Annotated in this window: 16 protein-coding genes; 6 read left to right on the top strand and 10 right to left on the bottom strand. The window is 70.2% G+C overall.

What is annotated here, in order from left to right; genetic code table 11:
- The first annotated feature begins 80 nt into the window (after positions 1 to 80).
- On the top strand, positions 81 to 353 hold the full coding sequence (locus tag ATL42_RS09120) for an HPr family phosphocarrier protein (RefSeq protein ID WP_098455069.1): 273 nt from the start codon (positions 81 to 83) through the stop codon (positions 351 to 353).
- Positions 350 to 2,023: a phosphoenolpyruvate--protein phosphotransferase gene (gene ptsP / locus ATL42_RS09115; RefSeq protein WP_098455068.1), complete on the top strand. Its 1,674-nt coding sequence runs from the start codon at positions 350 to 352 to the stop codon at positions 2,021 to 2,023. The genes ATL42_RS09120 and ptsP overlap by 4 nt, the downstream gene beginning before the upstream one ends.
- A 29-nt stretch (positions 2,024 to 2,052) precedes the next feature.
- Here ptsP and ATL42_RS09110 read toward each other — a convergent pair whose 3' ends face one another.
- The 4 genes from ATL42_RS09110 to ATL42_RS09095 are packed head-to-tail and all read right to left on the bottom strand — an operon-like array spanning position 2,053 to position 8,809.
- On the bottom strand, positions 2,053 to 2,808 hold the full coding sequence (locus ATL42_RS09110; protein ID WP_098455067.1) for a gamma carbonic anhydrase family protein: 756 nt from the start codon (positions 2,806 to 2,808) through the stop codon (positions 2,053 to 2,055).
- 39 nt (positions 2,809 to 2,847) lie between these two features.
- Positions 2,848 to 4,107, bottom strand: coding sequence for an acetate kinase (locus ATL42_RS09105; protein ID WP_098455066.1), 1,260 nt, complete (start codon positions 4,105 to 4,107; stop codon positions 2,848 to 2,850).
- Positions 4,104 to 6,275 (bottom strand): phosphate acetyltransferase, encoded by a 2,172-nt coding sequence (gene pta / locus ATL42_RS09100; RefSeq protein ID WP_098455065.1) that lies wholly within the window; start codon positions 6,273 to 6,275, stop codon positions 4,104 to 4,106. The genes ATL42_RS09105 and pta overlap by 4 nt, the downstream gene beginning before the upstream one ends.
- Complete coding sequence (locus tag ATL42_RS09095) at positions 6,272 to 8,809, bottom strand: phosphoketolase family protein (RefSeq protein WP_098455064.1); 2,538 nt, start codon at positions 8,807 to 8,809, stop codon at positions 6,272 to 6,274. Before ATL42_RS09095 ends, pta begins: the two co-directional genes overlap by 4 nt.
- Positions 8,810 to 9,013: 204 nt before the next feature.
- On the opposite strand from ATL42_RS09095, the gene ATL42_RS09090 reads away from it, so the two are divergent.
- The gene (locus tag ATL42_RS09090; protein WP_245862374.1) at positions 9,014 to 9,916 is read left to right on the top strand and encodes an SURF1 family protein; all 903 of its coding nucleotides are present in this window, start codon (positions 9,014 to 9,016) and stop codon (positions 9,914 to 9,916) included.
- A gap of 22 nt (positions 9,917 to 9,938) precedes the next feature.
- On the opposite strand, the gene ATL42_RS09085 is transcribed toward ATL42_RS09090, so the two are convergent.
- The 3 genes from ATL42_RS09085 to ATL42_RS09075 form a co-directional block, all read right to left on the bottom strand.
- Entirely contained in the window at positions 9,939 to 10,631 is a 693-nt protein-coding gene (locus tag ATL42_RS09085; RefSeq protein WP_098455062.1) for a YceI family protein, read from the bottom strand.
- A 117-nt stretch (positions 10,632 to 10,748) separates the two neighbouring features.
- The gene (locus ATL42_RS09080) at positions 10,749 to 12,434 is read right to left on the bottom strand and encodes an ABC transporter ATP-binding protein (protein ID WP_098456468.1); all 1,686 of its coding nucleotides are present in this window, start codon (positions 12,432 to 12,434) and stop codon (positions 10,749 to 10,751) included.
- A gap of 53 nt (positions 12,435 to 12,487) precedes the next feature.
- The gene (locus ATL42_RS09075) at positions 12,488 to 14,275 is read right to left on the bottom strand and encodes an ABC transporter ATP-binding protein (RefSeq protein ID WP_098455061.1); all 1,788 of its coding nucleotides are present in this window, start codon (positions 14,273 to 14,275) and stop codon (positions 12,488 to 12,490) included.
- 47 nt (positions 14,276 to 14,322) lie between these two features.
- On the opposite strand from ATL42_RS09075, the gene ATL42_RS09070 reads away from it, so the two are divergent.
- Genes ATL42_RS09070 through moeB form a run of 3 tightly spaced genes read left to right on the top strand, consistent with a single transcriptional unit; the run spans position 14,323 to position 16,527 of the window.
- The gene (locus tag ATL42_RS09070) at positions 14,323 to 14,763 is read left to right on the top strand and encodes a DUF3817 domain-containing protein (protein WP_098455060.1); all 441 of its coding nucleotides are present in this window, start codon (positions 14,323 to 14,325) and stop codon (positions 14,761 to 14,763) included.
- A complete protein-coding gene (locus ATL42_RS09065; RefSeq protein ID WP_098455059.1) occupies positions 14,760 to 15,308 on the top strand; it encodes a hypothetical protein in 549 nt (182 codons plus the stop codon). Before ATL42_RS09070 ends, ATL42_RS09065 begins: the two co-directional genes overlap by 4 nt.
- A gap of 37 nt (positions 15,309 to 15,345) precedes the next feature.
- Entirely contained in the window at positions 15,346 to 16,527 is a 1,182-nt protein-coding gene (moeB, locus tag ATL42_RS09060; RefSeq protein ID WP_098455058.1) for a molybdopterin-synthase adenylyltransferase MoeB, read from the top strand.
- A 21-nt stretch (positions 16,528 to 16,548) separates the two neighbouring features.
- Here the strand turns inward: moeB and ATL42_RS09055 are convergent, their stop codons facing one another.
- Genes ATL42_RS09055 through thiO form a run of 3 tightly spaced genes read right to left on the bottom strand, consistent with a single transcriptional unit; the run spans position 16,549 to position 18,832 of the window.
- Entirely contained in the window at positions 16,549 to 17,385 is an 837-nt protein-coding gene (locus ATL42_RS09055; protein WP_425443197.1) for a thiazole synthase, read from the bottom strand.
- Entirely contained in the window at positions 17,382 to 17,627 is a 246-nt protein-coding gene (thiS, locus tag ATL42_RS09050; RefSeq protein WP_098455057.1) for a sulfur carrier protein ThiS, read from the bottom strand. The genes ATL42_RS09055 and thiS overlap by 4 nt, the downstream gene beginning before the upstream one ends.
- Positions 17,624 to 18,832: a glycine oxidase ThiO gene (gene thiO / locus ATL42_RS09045; RefSeq protein WP_098456466.1), complete on the bottom strand. Its 1,209-nt coding sequence runs from the start codon at positions 18,830 to 18,832 to the stop codon at positions 17,624 to 17,626. The genes thiS and thiO overlap by 4 nt, the downstream gene beginning before the upstream one ends.
- Positions 18,833 to 18,878 lie beyond the last annotated feature (46 nt).

Genomic DNA, 18,878 nt, shown 5'->3' with positions numbered 1-18,878 from the left:
GAGTCGCGGCCAGCAGGCCGCACAGCCCTCTCGGTGCTCCACGTCCCAGCTTGTCCAGTCCGACGATCAAGGAAGATCTCATGTCCACACGAACAGTCGCAGTTGCCTCGACGTCCGGTCTCCACGCCCGGCCCGCCTCGCTCTTCACCCAGGCCGTCACGGAGTCCGGGATCGACGTCACGATCGCTCACGGCGGGAACTCGCCCGTCGATGCCTCGAGCATCCTGCTCGTCATGTCGCTCGGCGTGCCGCACGGCGACGAGGTGACCCTCGAGGCCGACGGCGACGAGGCGGACCGCGTGCTCGACGAGCTCGCCGCCCTTCTCGGTCGCAACCTGGACGAAGCGTCGTGACGCTGCAGGGAGCCGGGGTCGGGCGAGCCGGGGTCATCGGCCCGGTCGTCCGGGTGAGCCCCGCGCCTGCTGCACCGACGAACGAGGCGGTGCCGGCCGACCGTGACGAGACCGCGCAGCGTGTCGAGCAGGCGTTCGACGACGTCGCTGCCGGGCTCTTGGCGCAGGCAGCCACGGCCCAGGGCGCCGCAGTCTCCGTCCTCGAAGCGACGGCACAGATGGCGCAGGACCCGGCTCTGCGCAAGCAGACGCTCGCCCGTGTACGCGACGGTGAGCCTCCCGTGACCGCCCTCGACGCCGTGATCGGCGGGTTCGCCGACATGTTCACGAAGGCAGGCGGCATGCTCGCCGAACGCGTGACCGACCTGCGCAGCGTCCGCGACCGGGTCGCGGCTCTCGTCCTCGGGACGCCGGCCCCTGGTGTGCCGGTGCTCACGGAGCCCTCGGTCGTCGTCGCTGACGACCTCGCTCCTGCCGACACCGCGGCGCTCGACCTGCGCTGCGTCCTCGCGATCGTCACCGAGCGCGGCGGAACGACGAGCCACACGGCGATCATCGCCGGGCAGCTCGCGATCCCGTGCGTGGTGCGGGTGGCCGGTGCGATGGACCTTGCAGAAGGCACGGTCGTCGCTGTCGACGCTGCGGCCGGAACCGTGGAACCGAACCCGAGCGAGGCGACCGCAGCGGCCTTCGCCGAGCGGGCGCGCGTGGCTCGGCAGCTCGCTGAAGACACCTCGGCAGGCGCCACAGCCGACGGGCACCCCGTCAACCTGCTGGCGAACATCGGTACCGCCGAGGACGCCGACCGCCTGGCCGTCGGCTCGGTCGAAGGGGTCGGGCTCTTCCGGACCGAGGTCCTCTTCCTCGGACGGGCCACCGCCCCGACCAGGGAGGAGCAGGCCGCGGTCTACACGCGCGTGCTCACCTCGCTCGGTGGACGCAAGCTCGTCGTCCGGACGCTCGACGCCGGTGCAGACAAGCCCCTCGCGTTCGCGACGCAGCCGGACGAGGAGAACCCCGCGCTCGGCATCCGCGGCTACCGCCTCGTGCGCACCGCCCCGGAGCTTCTCGAGACACAGCTCGGCGCTCTGGCCGACGCGCAAGAAGCTACCGGGGTCGAGCCGTGGGTCATGGCACCGATGATCGCTACTGTCGGTGAGGCCCGCGACTTCGCTGCGGCGGCACGACGCCACGGCATCCGCACGGTCGGCGTCATGGTCGAGGTGCCTGCGGCAGCCCTGCGGGCTGAAGCGATCCTTGCCGAGGTCGACTTCGTGTCCATGGGGACGAACGACCTCGCCCAGTACGTCATGGCGACCGATCGTCTGTGCGGCGAGCTCTCGGACCTCATCAGCCTCTGGCAGCCGGCAGTCCTCGATCTCGTGGCGGCCACCGCCGCAGCGGGGGAGCGGACCGGCAAGCCTGCTGGGGTGTGCGGAGAGTCCGCGTCCGACCCGGTGATGGCCGTGGTGCTCACGGGGCTCGGAGTGACCTCGTTGTCCATGGCGCCTGCAGCCGTGCCGACCGTCCGGTACGCGATCGCTCAGCACACGCGTGAGCAGGCGCAGGCGGTCGCTCGTGCGGCGCTGGGAGCGGACACTGCCGACGCAGCGCGCGCAGCAGCAGTCGCAGCACTGCGCCCCGAGGTCGTCCAGGTGCTAGCCCTCTAGCAGGCGGCACGACGGCGGGGCAGCCGGGGTCAGCGGGCGGGGTCGTGCTCCGGTACGAGCAGCTCGTCGGCGTAGTCCTCGAGCTGACCGTCGTGGTGGCGCTCGACCTGCTCGAGCGGCAGCTCGTGGTCGGGCGCCTCGTCGTGCAGAGGATCGGAGGCCTCGCGAGGAGCCTGCGTGGTCTCCGGTTCTGCTCCGACGACCGTGTCGTCGCGGTGGGCGCCGTAGAAGGCCGACTGGCTCTCCATGATCCCCCGCATGGACGTGCCGTGGGGGACCCCGTACACCGTGCCCGGAAAGTCGAGCTCTCGCTGGACGACCCAGATGTCTCGGTGCTGGTCGGGTGACCGCACCGTCGCGGGCGTCCCCACGGCTACCCAACCGATGGGGACGACCGAGCCGGCGTCGATGGTCGTGTTGACCTGGACCACGCCGTTGACACGGATCTCGGCGCCGTTGCCGATCACGGAACCGGGGAAGAGAGACGCCCCGGTCGCGACGAACGCACCAGAGCGGATCTCCGCACCGTTCACGTGCGCGTGCGGACCGACGAGAACGGAGTCACCGATGACGACCGGGTGCCTCGCCCGTCCCTTGACGACGGCGTTCTCCATGATGACGACGTCACGACCGATGCGGACCTGCCCGTCTTCTGCCGTGACGACAGCGCCGTGGAGCACACGGGAGCCCGGCCCGACCACGACGTCACCGCAGAGCACAGCAGACGGAGCGACGTACGCGGAGTCGTGGACGGTGGGGACGCTACCCCTGTGTTCGATGAGCATGGGGAAATCTTACATACCATAGGTCGGTCAGTGGTGCACTCAGGCGAGTGAAGTTTCGCCGCCCTCGATGAGCCCGATGCACTGTCGTGCGATAGCCAGCTCCTCGTTCGTCGGGACGACCATGACGAGCGTCGAGGTCCAGTCGGGAGAGATGATGCGCGGCTCGCGCGACCGCTCGGCGTTGCGCGCGGGATCGATCGCGATCCCGAGGCTCTCGAGGCCTTCGACGGCGAGCGCACGCACGATGTCGTCGTTCTCGCCGGCACCCGCCGTGAACGTGATGACGTCGACGCGCCCGAGGACAGCGTGGTAGGCCCCGATGTACTTGCGCAGCCGGTGGATGTACACGTCGAGAGCGAGCTTGGCCCCTTCGTCGCCCTGAGCGACGAGGTCGTGCAGGACGCGGAAGTCGTTGTCTCCGGCGAGCCCCTTGATGCCCGAGCGCTTGTTGAGCAGGTCGTCGATCTCGTCGATCGACATGCCCGCGTTGCGGTGGAGGTGGAAGACGACCGCCGGGTCGATGTCCCCTGAGCGCGTTCCCATGACGAGGCCCTCGAGCGGGGTCAGGCCCATCGAGGTGTCGACTGCCACGCCACCCTTGATGGCCGAGGCTGAGGCCCCGTTGCCCAGGTGGAGGACGATCTGGTTGAGGTCTTCGAGCTTGCGGCCCAGGACGCGGGCGACCTTGCCCGAGACGTACTGGTGGCTCGTCCCGTGGAAGCCGTACCGGCGGATGCCGTGCTCCTCGGCGACCTCTGCGTCGATCGCGTAGGTGTACGCAGCGGCGGGGAGCGTCGTGAAGAAGGCCGTGTCGAACACGGCGACGTGCGGGACGTCAGGGAGCAGCGCCCGCGCGACCTCGATACCGCGGACGTGGCCGGGGTTGTGCAGCGGGCCCAGGGGGATGAGGTCCGAGATGTCCTGGACCACCTGGTCGTCGATGAAGACAGGACCGGAGAACTTGTTGCCGCCCTGCACCACGCGGTGCCCCACGGCGACCACGTCGGCCTCGTCGAGGTTCGGGCCGTGCTCGGTGAACAGGTCGAGCGCGATGCGCAGCGCGGCACCGTGGTCGGTGACGACCATGTCGCGACGCGTCGTGTTGCCGGCGAACGTGTGCGTGACGCGCCCGATCTCCTCGCCGATGCGCTCGATGAGCCCCGAGGCGATGGACTCGCCACCGACGGGGTTGACCAGCTGATACTTCACGGACGACGAGCCCGAGTTGATGACGAGGACCGAACCGTGCGCGTCGTGCGCGCTGAACGAGGAGAGGCGGTCTCCGGCGGGGGTGTTCATGAGCTGTGGGCTCCTTCGTGCGCTGTGGTGGAGGTGGACGCCGCGGCGTGGAGCTGCGCCTGGGCTTCTGCCCGTGCCTGTGCCTGGATGGCGGTGATGGCGACGGTGTTGACGATGTCTTGGACCAGCGCCCCGCGGGAGAGGTCGTTGACGGGCATCCGCAGGCCCTGGAGGACCGGACCGATAGCGATGGCGCCAGCGGAACGCTGGACAGCCTTGTACGTGTTGTTCCCGGTGTTGAGGTCCGGGAAGACGAACACCGTGGCGCGCCCGGCGACGAGCGACTCCGGCATCTTCGACGCGGCGACGGACGCGTCGACCGCTGCGTCGTACTGGATCGGACCTTCGACCGAGAGGTCGGGGCGGCGCTGGCGGACCAGCTCGGTGGCGGCGCGGACCTTGTCCACGTCAGCCCCCGAGCCGGACTCCCCGGTGGAGTACGAGAGCATCGCGATCCGCGGCTCGACGCCGAACTGGGTGGCCGTCGCCGCAGACGAGATCGCGATGTCGGCAAGCTGCTCGGCTGTCGGGTCGGGGTTGACGGCACAGTCGCCATAGACGAGGACGCGGTCTTCGAGGCACATGAGGAAGACCGACGACACGACCGAGACACCCGGCACCGTCTTGATGATCTCGAACGCCGGGCGGATGGTGTGCGCAGTCGTGTGGGCTGCGCCCGAGACCATGCCGTCGGCGTAGCCGAGCTGGACCATGAGCGTCCCGAAGTACGACACGGAGCTGACGATCTCGCGTGCCCGCTCCACGGTCATGCCCTTGTGCGCACGCATCTCCGTGTACGCCAGGGCGAACTCTTCGAAGAGCACACCCGAGCGAGGGTCGATGACCTTCGCCTCGGAGATGTCGAGACCGAGCTCGATGGCCCGCGCCCGGATGGACTCTTCCTCGCCGAGGAGCGTGATGTAGGCGACCTGCCGCTGGAGGAGCGTCGAGGCGGCGCGCAGGATGCGGTCCTCGGAGCCTTCGGGCAGCACGATGTGCCGACGGTCCGCGCGGGCCCTGTTGAGGAGCTCGTACTCGAACATCAGCGGCGTGACGACCTCGGGCCGTTGGACGTCGAGGCGGTCGAGGAGCGCCTTGCCGTCGACGTTCTGCTCGAAGAGCGCGAGGGCGGTGTCGACCTTGCGCTGGGAGTCCTTGCTCACACGGCCGCGAGCGGCTGCGGCAGCGCTCGCCGTGCGGAAGGTCCCGAGATCGGTCCGCACGATGGGCACGCTCGGGGCGAGGTCGGCCACGAGACGCCCGACAGCCTCAGGCGGGTAGAACCCGCCGTTGAGGATGATCGCCGAGAGGGACGGGAAGCTCTTCGCCGTCTGCGCGGTGAGGAGCCCGAGGAGCACGTCCGACCGGTCACCGGGCACGATGACGGCTGCGCCGTCGGAGAGCCTGTCGAGAAGGTGCTCGAAGTTCATGGCGCCGACGAGGACGTCGAGGACCTCGCGCCCGAGGAGCTCGGGGTCACCGAGGACCTGGTGTCCCTCGACAGCGTCCATGAGCTGGCTGACGGTCGGGGCCATGAGGAACGGTTCCTCGGGCACGGTCCACACGGGCAAGGAGTCCAGCGCAGCGAACTCGGCCTGGATCTCCGCGAGATCGGCTGGGACGCAGCGGTTGGCGACGACGCCGAAGACCTGGGCGTGGTTCGCCTCGAGCTCGGAGACGCACACCTCGCTCAGCTGACGCACGCCTGCCGGAGAGCGGCCGTTGCCCGAGAGGACGAGAAGCACAGGAGCGCCGAGGTTCGCAGCGATCCGGGCGTTGTACGCGAGCTCCGTCGGCCCGGCGACGTCCGTGTAGTCGGTGCCGACGACGACCACGGCGTCGCACTCCGCAGCGACCTCGTGGTACCGGGTGACGATCTTGGACAGCGCCTCTTCGGGGTCCGTGTGGACCTCGTCGTACGTGACGCCCACGCACTGCTCGTAGGTGAGGTCGACACCGTCGTGGGCCAGGAGCAGCTCGACGACGTAGTCGCGGTCGTCCTTGCCGTTCGGTGCGGTCGGGTTCGGGCCGTTCCGGGTGACAGGGCGGAACACCCCGACGCGCTGCACGCGCCGCGTGAGGAGATCGACCACCCCGAGCGCCACGGTGGACTTCCCGGTCTCACCTTCGGGTGATGTGATGTAGATGCTTCGAGCGGTGGAGCTCACTCGTTATCGCCTCCGGTAGATGCTGTGCTGGGCACGGTGCCCTGGGGTCCGCCGACGGCGGTAGCGGTCTCGCCCGCGTCGGGCCAGACCCAGTCCCGGATGGCCGGGTCGTCTTCCCCGTGGTCGCGGGTGTACTTGCGGGCGTCCAGGCGGGCGTCCTCCATCTTCTGGCGGAGGATCGCGGACTTGCTCCGCAGGTGCGGCACCTGGTCGATGACGTCGATGACGAGGTGGAAGCGGTCGAGGTCGTTGAGCATGACCATGTCGAACGGCGTCGTCGTCGTCCCCTCCTCCTTGTACCCGCGCACGTGGATGTTCGTGTGGCCTGCGCGGCGGTACGTGAGGCGGTGGATGAGCCACGGGTAGCCGTGGTACGCGAAGACGACCGGCTTGTCCGTGGTGAAGAGCGTGTCGAAGTCGCGGTCGGAGAGCCCGTGCGAGTGCTCCTTCGCGTCCTGCAGCCGCATGAGGTCGACGACGTTGACGACACGGACCTTGAGCTCCGGCAGGTGCTGACGCAAGAGGTCCGCAGCCGCCAGGACCTCGAGCGTCGGGACGTCGCCCGCACAGCCGAGCACGACGTCCGGGTCCTCGCCAGGTACCTCGGTGCCCGCCCACTCCCAGATCCCGAGGCCACGGGTGCAGTGCGCGACAGCCTGGTCCATGGTGAGGAAGTTCGGCGCAGGCTGCTTGCCCGCGACGACCACGTTGACGTAGTCCCGGCTGCGCAGGCAGTGGTCGTACGTGCTGAGAAGGGTGTTGGCGTCCGGCGGAAGGTAGACGCGCACGACCTCGGCCTTCTTGTTCACGACATGGTCGATGAACCCGGGGTCCTGGTGCGAGAAGCCGTTGTGGTCCTGGCGCCAGACGTGGCTCGAGAGCAGGTAGTTCAGCGACGGGACCGGCCTGCGCCACGGGATCTCGCGGGTGACCTTGAGCCACTTGGCGTGCTGGTTGAACATCGAGTCGATGATGTGGATGAACGCCTCGTAGCAGTTGAACATGCCGTGGCGTCCGGTGAGGAGGTACCCCTCGAGCCATCCCTGGCACTGGTGCTCGGAGAGCATCTCGACGACCCTGCCCGCACGGGCGAGGTGGTCGTCGGCGTCGCTGGGCAGGTAGCCGGCGTTCCAGACCTTGTCGGTCGCGTCGAAGACAGCCTGGAGGCGGTTGGACGCGGTCTCGTCCGGACCGAAGATCCGGAAGTTGTCCGGGTTGAGACGGATGACGTCCGTGAGCCAGGTGCCGAGCACCTTGGTCGCCTCGCTGATCGACCCAGCAGGCGTCGGGACGTCGACCGCGTAGTCGCGGAAGTTCGGCAGGCGCAGGTCCTTCATGAGCAGGCCGCCGTTGGTGTGCGGGTTCGCGCTCATGCGCAGCTCGCCGTCCGGGGCGAGCGTAGCGATGTCGGCATCGAGACGGCCCTCGGCGTCGAAGAGCTCCTCGGCGCGGTACGACTTCATCCAGCCCTTGAGGACCTGGAGGTGCTCGGGCGTGTCACGGGCGCTCGCGAGCGGCACCTGGTGCGCACGCCACGAGCCCTCGGTCTTCTTCCCGTCGATCTCCGCCGGGCACGTCCAGCCCTTGGGTGTGCGGAAGACGATCATCGGCCACATCGGGCGAGAGTCGTCGCCCGCCGCAGCGCGTGCCTTGATGGCCGCGATGTCGTTGAGCACGTCGTCGAGCAGCTGGGCGAAGCGCTGGTGGACCGCGATGTGGTCCTCACCGTCGAAGCCACCCTCGAAGACGTACGGCGTGTGGCCGTACCCGACCATGAGGGAGTACAGCTCCTCCTCGCTGATCCGGGCGAGGACGGTCGGGTTGGCGATCTTGTAGCCGTTGAGGTGGAGGATCGGCAGGACGACGCCGTCCTTGGCCGGGTTGACGAACTTGTTCGAGTGCCAGCTCGTGGCGAGAGGGCCGGTCTCGGCCTCGCCGTCACCGACGACGGCCGCCACGAGGAGGTCAGGGTTGTCGAACGCCGCGCCGTACGCGTGAGAGAGCGCGTAGCCGAGCTCGCCGCCCTCGTGGATCGATCCGGGCGTCTCTGGGGCGACGTGGCTCGGGATGCCACCCGGGAAGGAGAACTGCCGGAACAGCCGGTGCATGCCCTCCTCGTCCTGGGTGATGTCCGGGTACGTCTCGGTGTAGGTGCCTTCGAGGTAGGAGTTGGCGACGAGGCCCGGTCCGCCATGACCTGGGCCGGTGATGAAGATGCTCGACAGTGCGCGCTCGCGGATCGCCCGGTTGAGGTGGGCGTAGAGGAAGTTGAGGCCAGGAGTGGTGCCCCAGTGTCCGAGGAGCCGGGGCTTGACGTGGTCGCGGTCGAGCTCGGTGCGCAGGAGAGGGTTGTCGAGCAGGTAGATCTGACCGACGGAGAGATAGTTGGCTGCACGCCACCACCCGTCGACGCGGCGGAGCGTCTCGTCACTGAGCGGCTCGACAGGTCGAGACCGCCACTCACCTGGTCGAGGAGCAGTCGTGGGGTGGTGTGCGGACAGCTGCGCTGCATCGATGGGTGCGGTGGTGCTCATGAAGATCTCCTACCGGCTCGAGTCTGACACTTTCATGTAACAGTATCGGCGGCGGGCGTGAACTAGGCCTTTTGTGCCCCGGCTGTCGCGTCGGGCGTGGTAGACGACACCGACAGCAGGTGACCTTGGTCACGAGGGTCGGGGATGCGCTTACCTGCGAGGATCTGACACGTTCCGGACAGGGCTCCGGGGTAGCCTGAGATCGTGCCAGAAGCCCCCGGACCCGCCCCTGTCGCACGGAGGTCGTTCGGAGCCGTCGCGCGCCAGCCCCGCATGATCGCGCTGCTCTTCGTGTTCCTCGCTGCCGCGCTCGTCTGCGGCCGGCTCGGCGTCTGGCAGCTGGATCGCGCGTACGAGCGCGGTGATCTCGCGGCGACGCACGCCGCAGCGGACGAAGCCGCTCGCCTCGCTGACGAGGAGCCCGAAGGGCTCGGAGTCCTCCTCCCGCCCCAGACGACGTTCCCAGGAGACCTCGTCGGACGGCAGACCTGGGTCGAGGGCGAGTACGACGCCTCGCAGCAGCTTCTCGTCGCTGGTCGTGCCCTGGACGGGCAGACCGGTTATCTCGTGCTCACGCCGCTGCGCGTGAGCGACGACGGTACCGAGGGTGCCTCGTGGGCCGGTCTCTCAGGTGCACCGGTGCTCCCGGTCGTGCGTGGATGGGTCCCGACCGCAGACTCGGCCGCGCTCGACCCCCCGTCGGGGACGGTCCGGGTCACGGGATACGTGCAAGCGTCAGAGGCGACCGGAGAGGGCGACCTCCCTGCCGGCCAGACCGATGAGATCAGCTCCGCCGCGCTCGCCGGGCAGTGGGGCGGGCCGATCTATTCCGGATACGTCGTCCTCGCGTCCTCGGACCCCGCCCAGGACGAGGGCGTCAGCCTGCTTCCCCGGCCACAGATCGAGGGTGGCGAGGGGCTCGATCTTCAGAACCTCTTCTACGCGCTGCAGTGGTGGATCTTCGGTGGTTTCGCCGTGATGCTGTGGCTGCGTCTCGTCCGCGACGAGGCGCGTGGGTCCGCAGCCGACCCGGACGAGGACCCCTTCGGAGCCCTCGCCCGGTCTGCGCCGAGCACAGGCCCGACCGTCGGCGGGCACCAGGCCTGAGTCGGCCTCGGCCCGCGAGCGGTCAGCGCGTGAGGACGAGGAGCATCTCTACGGTTCCCGAGCTCTCGACCTTGACGAAGCCGAGGTCGGGTGCGTCCACGCCGTAGTCCGCGAAGTCGACCGGGATCGAGCCCGAGACCTCGACGCCGTCCTCGGTGCTCTGCGCCTCGAACGCCACGCTGACGCTCTGGGTGACCCCAGCGACGGTCAGGTCACCGGTTCCCTCGACCGACGCGACACCGTCGACGATCGCCGAGACGTCCATCGGCGACGTCAGGGTGAACGTCGCGGTGGGGAAGGTGTCCGTCGACAGGATGCTGAGGAACTTGCCGTCGCGGCTGCTCGAGTCGGTGGTGATGGTCGTCATGTCGACAGTGACGTCTGCAGTCGTGACGTCGGTCCCGTCGACCGTCACGGTGCCGCTCACGTCCGGCGTGCGCCCGACCACGGTGACGTCCTGGCCGTTGAGCACCTCGGCGACGCGATAGCCCGCCGCTGAACCGTCTGAGACCGTCCAGTCGCCGGTGAGGTCCGTCGTGGTGCCAGTCGCACCGGAGTCAGCGCTGGCTGCGCTGGTCGGTTCGGCGGTCGAGAGCGTGAGGGCGTCCGGGGCCTGGTCGTTCTGGGTCTTCGCGTACAGCGCTGTGCCGCCGATGACGAGGAGGACGACGGTCACGACCACGACGACTGTCACGATCCACTTCTGCTTGCTCATCTGAGGCTCCGTCCGGTGCGCCGCACGGGGCGCTCGAGACCCGTGCGTCCTGGTGGGGTGCGTGAACGGACAAGTGAGCCATACCTCCCTGTGAACGGCCTGGGACGACGGGTCCTGTCAGGCCTGCTGCCAGCTGTGCCAGAGCCGGGCGTAGTCGCCGTCGGCGGCCACGAGCTCGTCGTGCGATCCGATCTCGGTGATCCGACCGCCGTCGACGACCGCGACACGGTCGGCGTCGTGCGCCGTGTGCAGCCGGTGCGCGATCGCGACGACCGTGCGCCCGGACAGGACCGCGTTGAGCGAGCGCTCCAGGTGGCGTGCCGCCCGTGGGTCGAGGAGCGAGGTGGCCTCGTCGAGGACGAGGGTGTGCGGGTCGAGGAGGACGAGCCGAGCGAGCGCGACCTGCTGCGCCTGCGCAGGCGTGAGCACGAACCCGCCCGACCCCACCTCGGTCGCGAGGCCTGCGTCGAGGGCCTCGACCCACGTGCGGGCGTCGACCGCTTCCAGCGCTGCGAGGAGCGCGGCGTCGTCCGCCGTCGCGTCGGCGAGCTGGAGGTTCTCCGCGATGGTCCCGACAAACACGTGGTGCTCCTGTGTCACGAGGGCGACGTGACGGCGCAGACCTTCGAGCGGCAGCTCGACGAGCGGGACGCCGCCCACCTTGACGGAGCCGCCGGTGGGCGGGTGGATGCCGGCGAGCATGCGTCCGAGCGTCGACTTCCCGGCGCCCGAGGGGCCGACGACGGCGAGCCGCTCACCCACCGCGATATCGAGGTCGATGCCGTGGAGGACGTTGTGGCCAGGCCGGTAGGCGTACTCGACGCCGGTGGCGACGATGTGCTCGTCGCCCGGCGTGCGGTCGCCTGCCTCGCGGTCGCGGGCGACGAGCCCGACCCCGACGATCCGAGCCAGCGACGTCGTGGCGACCTGTGCCTCGTCGAGCCAGAAGATCAGCTCCCAGATGGGGCCGATGAGCTGCATCGAGTAGAGCACGACCGTGGTCACCGCACCGATGGTGACCGTGCCGTGGGAGATGAGGAAGGCCCCCCACAGGAGCACGGCGATGGGCGCGATGACGAAGGCGCTGTCCATCCCGGGGATGAGGACGGTGCGCAGGTTCAGGGTGCGGCTCTCCGCGGCGAACGCCTCGCGCAGGTTCGCGCGCACCCGCTCGCGCCGGCGTTCGCCGAGCCCGAGGGCGTCGACCGTCCGGGTGCCTTCGACAGACTCGGTGATCGTCCCGTTGAGCGTCGCGTACGAGGCCGACTCGCGCTGGTAGGCCGGTGCCGCGCGTCGGAGGTACCAGCGGCCGATGACCAGGAAGATCGGTACCCCGACGAGCATGGCGAACGCGACGAGCGGTGCTGTGAAGAGCGCTGCGACGACTGTCAGCGTGATCGTCACCGTCGCGACGAGGATCCGTGGCACACCGAAGCGCACGGTGTGCTGGATCCGGTCGATGTCGTTCGTCGTGCGCCCGAGGAGGTCTCCGGTGCCGGAGCGCTCGACGGTCGACAGGGGGAGCTCGGTGACCGTCGCGAGGAAGTCCTCACGGAGGTCGGCGAAGACGGTCTCGCCGAAGATCATTGCGTTGCGCTGCGCGAAGCGGATGAGCACCGTCTGGACGAGGACAGCGGCGACGAGGGTGAGCACCACGCGATCGACGTAGGCGGACGTGGTGCCCTCGGAGACGGCGTCGACCAGCCCGCCGAGGAGCAGCGGACCCGCGAGGCCGGCGAGCGCGGCCACGGTGTGGAGGCTGACCACCACAGCGAGGGGCCGCTTGTTCGCGCGCAGGAGCATCGCTGAGTGCTTGCGGACCGTGGCCCCGTCGGCGACGGGAAGACGCGACTCGTTCACGGTGCCACCTCCTCGGGTGTGCTGACGGTGGAGGGGGTCTCCTCGCCGAGCGAGCGCCCGACGATCGTGCGGTAGTGCTCGTGGTGCTCGCCGACGCCCTCGAGGAGCTCTCGGTGCGTGCCGGTCGCGACGACCGCGCCGTCGCGCACGACGAGGACCTCGTCGACGCGGTCGAGGACGAGCGGGCTCGCGGTGACGACGAGCGTGGAGCGTCCTGCTCGGGCCGTGACGAGACGGTCAGCGATCCGGGCCTCGGTGTGTGCGTCGACGGCGCTCGTAGGCTCGATGAGGACGAGATGCTCGGCCTCGGTGAGCAGGGCGCGCGCGAGGGCTACGCGCTGGCGCTGGCCTCCGGAGAGCGAGCGTCCTTTCTCCGGGAGCTCGCCGAGGAGACCGCCCGGTGTCGAGTCGAGGACGTCCTGGGCGTCGGCGACCCGCAGGGCGTCGAGGATCTGCGCGTCGGTCGCCCGGTCACGGACGTCCAGCTCGTCGCGGAGCACCCCGGAGAACAGGTGCGGTGTCGCCTCGGCGACGACGACCCTGCGCCGGAGCTCGTCCTTGTCGAGGTCGGCGAGCGGCACCCCACCGAGGTGGACGGGGGTCGCTGCCTCGGCAGAGTCGTCGAACCGGCCCATCCGCGTGGCGATGCGCGCGGAGGTGTCGGGGTGCGCGCTGACGAGGGCGGAGATCCTCCCGGGGGAGAGCGTGACGCCCGTCACGACGTCCCGGAGCTCCACGCCGTGCGGGGGCATGGGGCTCGTCGCGGGGGCGTCGGCGGCCGCCGGGGTCACCTCGAGGACCGTGATGACCTTGCGGACCGCGACGAAGGCGCGCGTCGTGATCTGGATGCTCTGCGTGAGGTTCTGCATCGGCCACGTGAGGAAGGTCGCGTACCCGTAGAACGTCACGAGCTGGCCGGGTGTGATGGTTCCGGCGACGGCCTGCTGAGCGCCCATCCACAGGACGAGCGCGACGAACAGGCCGGGCAGGAGGACCTGGAGCGCATCGAGGTAGGACTGGGTCGTCGCGACCCGGACGCCGGCCTCGCGGACACGCTGCGACTGCTGCCGGTACCGGTCTGTGAACGCGCCCTCGCCTCCGATGCCACGCAGGATCCGCAGGCCCGAGACCGTGTCTGCGCCCAGCGTCGTCAGCTTTCCCGAGGCCTCTCGCTGCGCCGACTGCCTGCTCTGCAGTGGCTTGACGAGGAGACCGAGGATGGCTGCGACCACTGGCAGACCGACGACCACGACGATCCCGAGCGACGGTGAGGTCACGAGCATGAGGACGGCCACGCCGACGTACGCGACGAGGCTCCCGATGAGGCGGGCGGCGTTGAAGAAGAGCTCGCCGAGGCGCATGGCGTCGGTGGCGACCGTCGAGACGACCTCGCCGGTCGCGAGGTCTTCGGTGATCGCGTCGCCGCTGCGACTGATCGTGTCGCCGACGAGCTGCGACGTCGAGAAGGCGGCCCGGAGCCAGTTCTCGACGTCGAAGCGGTGGCCGAACGCGCCGGCCACGACCTGGACCACGCCGGCCCCCAGCATGACGAGAGCCCACAGCAGGAGGGTGCGTCCCAGGCCTTTCTCGAGCCCTTCGTCGAGCGCGTGGCCCAGCACGAAGGGAGTGACCGCCTGCGAGAGGAAGGTGAGGATGCCGCAGGTGACAGACAGCGCAAGGACACCGCGCTGCTGGCGTGCCTGCCACAGGAGGAACGCGAGAGGTGAGGTGAGGGGAGGGGTCCCAGGATCCGGGAGGGGGAGGGGGCGCACGATCACTAACATTAGGTCGTGGCACCGACACCGGGCCACGCAATTTCGGAAGGCACGCCATGACATCACCTTCGACGCCCGACGCCCCGACCACGCCCGGAGACGTCGGCGACGGTTCCGCGCCCGGCTCGGGCGCAGCGGCCCGCGCCGCACGGGAGAAGATCATCGTGGCGGGGGAGGGTGCGCTCAAGCGCTACCGCTTCATGGCCTATGTGACCGGAGTCATGCTCTTGCTGCTGTGCGTGGAGATGGTCCTCGTCTACGGCCTGCGGATCGGGCCCGACGCCAAGCGCTTCATCGCATGGATCCCCTTCGCCCACGGCTGGATCTACGTCGTGTACCTCATCACGGTCGTCGACCTGTGGAGCAAGATGCGCTGGGCGTTCGGACGCCTCGTCGTCATGGTGCTCGGCGGGGTCGTCCCCGTCATGTCGTTCGTCGTCGAGAAGCGTGTGCACGCTGACGCCGACGCGAAGATCGCGGCGGCCCGAGCGGCGTGAGCACGTTCGCTCGAGCCGTGGCGGTCGTCCTCGCGCTCGGTGGCGTGCTCACGTCCGGTGGCGTGCTGACGTCCGGTGGCGTGCTGACGTCCGGTGGCGTGCTGACGTCCGGCACGGCCGGCGGCGCAGCGCCGTACGACTCGGGTCCGTACGCCGGGAGCCTGTGCCCGACCGAGGGCGTCGGGTCCTCGCTCTGCACCGCTCACCGACAGGTACGCGCAGCCCTGCAGGGCGTCGAGCACCGTGCCGACGCCCTCGCAGACGGCGCCACGTGCGAGCCCCAGGAGGGCCTGTGGGTCTGCTTCGGTGTGACGTCCGTGCTCGCCCAGCGTGGTGGCACGACGTACGGCGACACGTTCCTCACCGCGCGCGACCAGCAGGTGCTGGACAGCAGCCTGATCGTGCACGAGCTCGAGCACGTGCGTCAGTGGAGGCTCTTCGGCCCGTCGTTCACGGCCCTGTACCTCCGGGAGGGCATCGACCCGTGCGGCAACTATTTCGAGGAGCAGGCAGGGTTCGCCGACGGCGGCTACACGTGCCCGTGACGACCGACAGCCAGCACACCGTCGGTAGAGTCGAGGCATGTCTCTCCCGCCGCTCGTCACCGAGTCTGCACCGCTCTCGCCGACCGAGCTCGCTCGTTATGCCCGCCACCTGAGCCTCCCGCAGATCGGCATGAGCGGGCAGCGCAGGCTGAAGAACGCCCGCGTCCTCGTCGTCGGTGCGGGCGGGCTCGGCAGCCCGTCGCTCCTCTACCTCGCGGCCGCGGGCGTCGGGACCATCGGGATCGTCGACGACGACGTCGTGGACTCCTCCAACCTTCAGCGACAGGTCATCCACGGCACGGCGGACGTCGGGCGGAGCAAGGTCGAGTCGGCGCGGGACTCCGTGCTCGCCGTCAACCCCGACGTCGACGTGCGGCTGCACCCCGTCCGGCTGACGGCAGCGAACGCGCTCACGGTCCTCGAAGGCTATGACCTCGTCCTCGACGGAGCAGACAACTTCGCGACCCGCTACCTCGTCAACGACGCCTGCACCATCCTCGGCCTCCCGTACGTGTGGGGGTCGATCTTCCGGTTCCAGGGCCAGATGAGCCTCTTCTGGTCCGCGCCTCCCGCCGGCGTCGACGCAGTGACCTACCGCGACCTGTTCCCGACCCCGCCGCCCCCGGGCACCGTCCCGAGCTGCGCCGAGGGAGGGGTGCTCGGAGCACTCTGCGCGACGGTCGGCTCGGTCATGGCGACCGAGGCCGTCAAGCTCATCACCGGCACCGGTCGCACGCTCCTCGGCAGGCTCGCCGTCTACGACGCCCTCGAGCTCACCTGGAGGGAGCTCGCGGTCGAGCCAGACCCCGCGCTGGAGCGCGTGACCGAGCTCGTCGACTACGACGTCCTCTGCGGGGTCCCGGGAGCCACGGAGGCCCCCGCCTCCGACGCTGCTGGACGTGACCTCTCCGTCGTCGAGCTCGCAGCGAAGCTCGCCGCCGGAGAAGACCTCCTCCTCGTCGACGTCCGTGAGGCCTACGAGCGCGAGATCGTCTCCATCCCCGGCTCCGTCCACGTGCCGATGGACGACCTCCTCGCGGGGAACGTGCTCGCGGACGTGCCGCGCGACCGTCCTGTCACCTTCTACTGCAAGATGGGCGGGCGCTCGCAGGCGGTCGTCGACGCCGTCCGGGCAGCAGGCCTGACGAACGTCGGCAACCTCCACGGCGGAGTCCTGGCCTGGGTCCGCGAGATCGACCCGAGCCAGCCCCTGTACTGAGCGGCCCTGACCGCGAGCGCGTCAGAGCGCGAGGTCGAGGAGCCCCTGTGTCGGCGACGACGCGAGAGCCTGCTCCCGGCGCGGGATCCTGCCCGCCGACGCCGCCAGTCGGCCTGCCTCGACAGCGAGCCGCATGGCGTGCGCCATGCGGACCGGGTCGGCTGCGCGCGTGACGGCAGACGCGAGGAGCACCCCGTCGCACCCGAGCTCCATCGCGAGCGCCGCGTCCGACGCCGTGCCGACCCCGGCGTCGAGGACGACGGGGACGGCGGACCGGTCCGCGATCGCTGCGATGTTGCGCGGGTTGAGGATCCCGAGCCCGGAGCCGATGGGGGACCCCAACGGCATGACGGCCGCACAGCCGACGTCCTGGAGCTTGCGCGCGAGGACCGGGTCGTCGTTCGTGTACGGCAGCACGACGAAGCCTGCGCGGACGAGCTGCTCGGCTGCGACCACGAGCTCGATCGGGTCCGGGAGCAGCGTGATCTCGTCGGCGAGGACCTCGAGCTTGATCCAGTCGGTCCCGCACGCCTCGCGTGCCAGCTCGGCCGTGAGCACGGCTTCGCGTGCGTTGAAGCACCCGGCCGTGTTGGGCAGCGGGCGGATGCCGTTCCGGGCGAGCATGTCCCACACCGTGCCAGCCCCGGGAGGCCCGGCGTCCCGGGTCACCCGACGCATCGCGACGGTGGTCAGCTCGGTCCCGGAGGCGACGAGCGCGGACTCGAGGTGCGCGAGGTTCGGTGCGCCGCCCGTGCCCATGACGAGGCGCGACCCCAGGGGCACGCCCGCGATGACGAGCGCATCCGGCACGGCTGTCGCCTCGGAGCCTTCCGCGCCGACCGTGTCCACCCTGCTCACCCGCCCTGGACCGCGGTGACGATCTCGATGCGGTCGTCGTCGTCGAGGAGCGTGCTCGCCCACCTGGACCGCGGGACCACCCGGTCGTTGACCGCAGCAGCGATGCCTGTCGGGGGCGCAGTCCCGCACCCGCCCGCAGAAGGCGCCGGGGCACGCGCAGGCGCGAGAGACGCCACGACGGACGCGAGGTCTGCCGGACCGGTGAGCCGGTGCTCCTGGCCGTTGAGCAGGACGCGGGTCATGCGTGGGCACCCACGCAGGAGAACCGCCGGGGGTCCGCTGACGCGAGCGCGGCCGGCAGGGCGCTGGTGAGCGCGTCGTCACCGGAGAGCAGCGCGTCGATCGCCGCAGCGGTCAACGGTGCGAGCAGCACCCCGTTGCGGTAGTGACCTGTCGCGACAGCCAGGCCCGGGACGTCCGTCTGGCCGATGATCGGGACGTTGTCCGGCGTCCCGGGGCGCAGCCCGGTCGTCACCTCGCGGAAGTCGAGCTCGTCCACGCCCGGGACGAGAGCACGGGCGTCGCGGAGCAGCGCGTAGACGCTCCCGGCCGGTGTCCGGTGGTCTGTGCGCTCTTCGCTCGTCGCACCCACGACGACCTCGCCTCCGGGACGCGGCACGACGTAGACCGGACGCATCTGGACCGTCCCGCGCACCACGTGCTGCAGCCCGAACTCGGGCACCCCGCGAGAGTCGAGCCGGATCGTCTGCCCACGGACCGCCCGGGTGGGGACGACGACCTCCGGCACCGCTCCGAGGAGCCCGGGAGAGTCAGCGCCAGCAGCGAGGACGACGAGCCCTGCGGCGTGGGTCGCGCCCGTCGCGTCCACGGCCCCGACGACCTCGCCGGCCGGCGACCGCACGAGGCGTACCGCCGCCGAGCGCACCACCCGCGACCGGGTCCCTGGGCGCCCGTCGATGATCGACATGAGCGCACGGTGCGTCGCACGAGGATCGACCTGGTGGTCGCCGCTGACCCAGTACGCAGCGGAGAGCCTGCTGCCGAGGAACGGCTCGCGCACGCGGGCCTCCGCGAGCGTCAGCCGTTCGGACGCGAGACCCAGCATGCCGTGGAGCGCGTGCAGGCGCCCCGCCTCCTGGGCGTCGCCCTGGTCGTACGACACGGTGAGGGTGCCGCTCTCCGCGAGCCCGACGTCGAGCCCCGAGGCGTGCTCCAGCTCGGCGGCGAACGCGGGCCAGCGGCGAGCCGAGTCGACGCACAAGGCAGTGAGGTCCGGCTCGCCGAAGCTGGCTTCGGTGACCGGGGCGAGCATCCCCGCGGCAGCCCACGTCGCGCCCGAGCCCGGTGACGGGTCGAGGCACGTGACGGACAGGCCGAGGCAGGCGGCGCGCCACGAGGCGACTGCGCCGATGATGCCACCACCCAGGACAAGGACGTCTGAGACCGTGGTGGCCGGTGGTGGGGTCGAGACTGTGAGTGCGCGCATGCGCTTGCTCCCTTCGCTGGCATGACCCAGAGCAGGTTCGACGGTC

This window comes from Sanguibacter antarcticus, assembly GCF_002564005.1.
In the GTDB taxonomy this organism is placed as follows: domain Bacteria; phylum Actinomycetota; class Actinomycetes; order Actinomycetales; family Cellulomonadaceae; genus Sanguibacter; species Sanguibacter antarcticus.
Note: the sequence above shows the minus strand (reverse complement) of the source record. Positions and strands in the feature narration are given on the sequence as shown.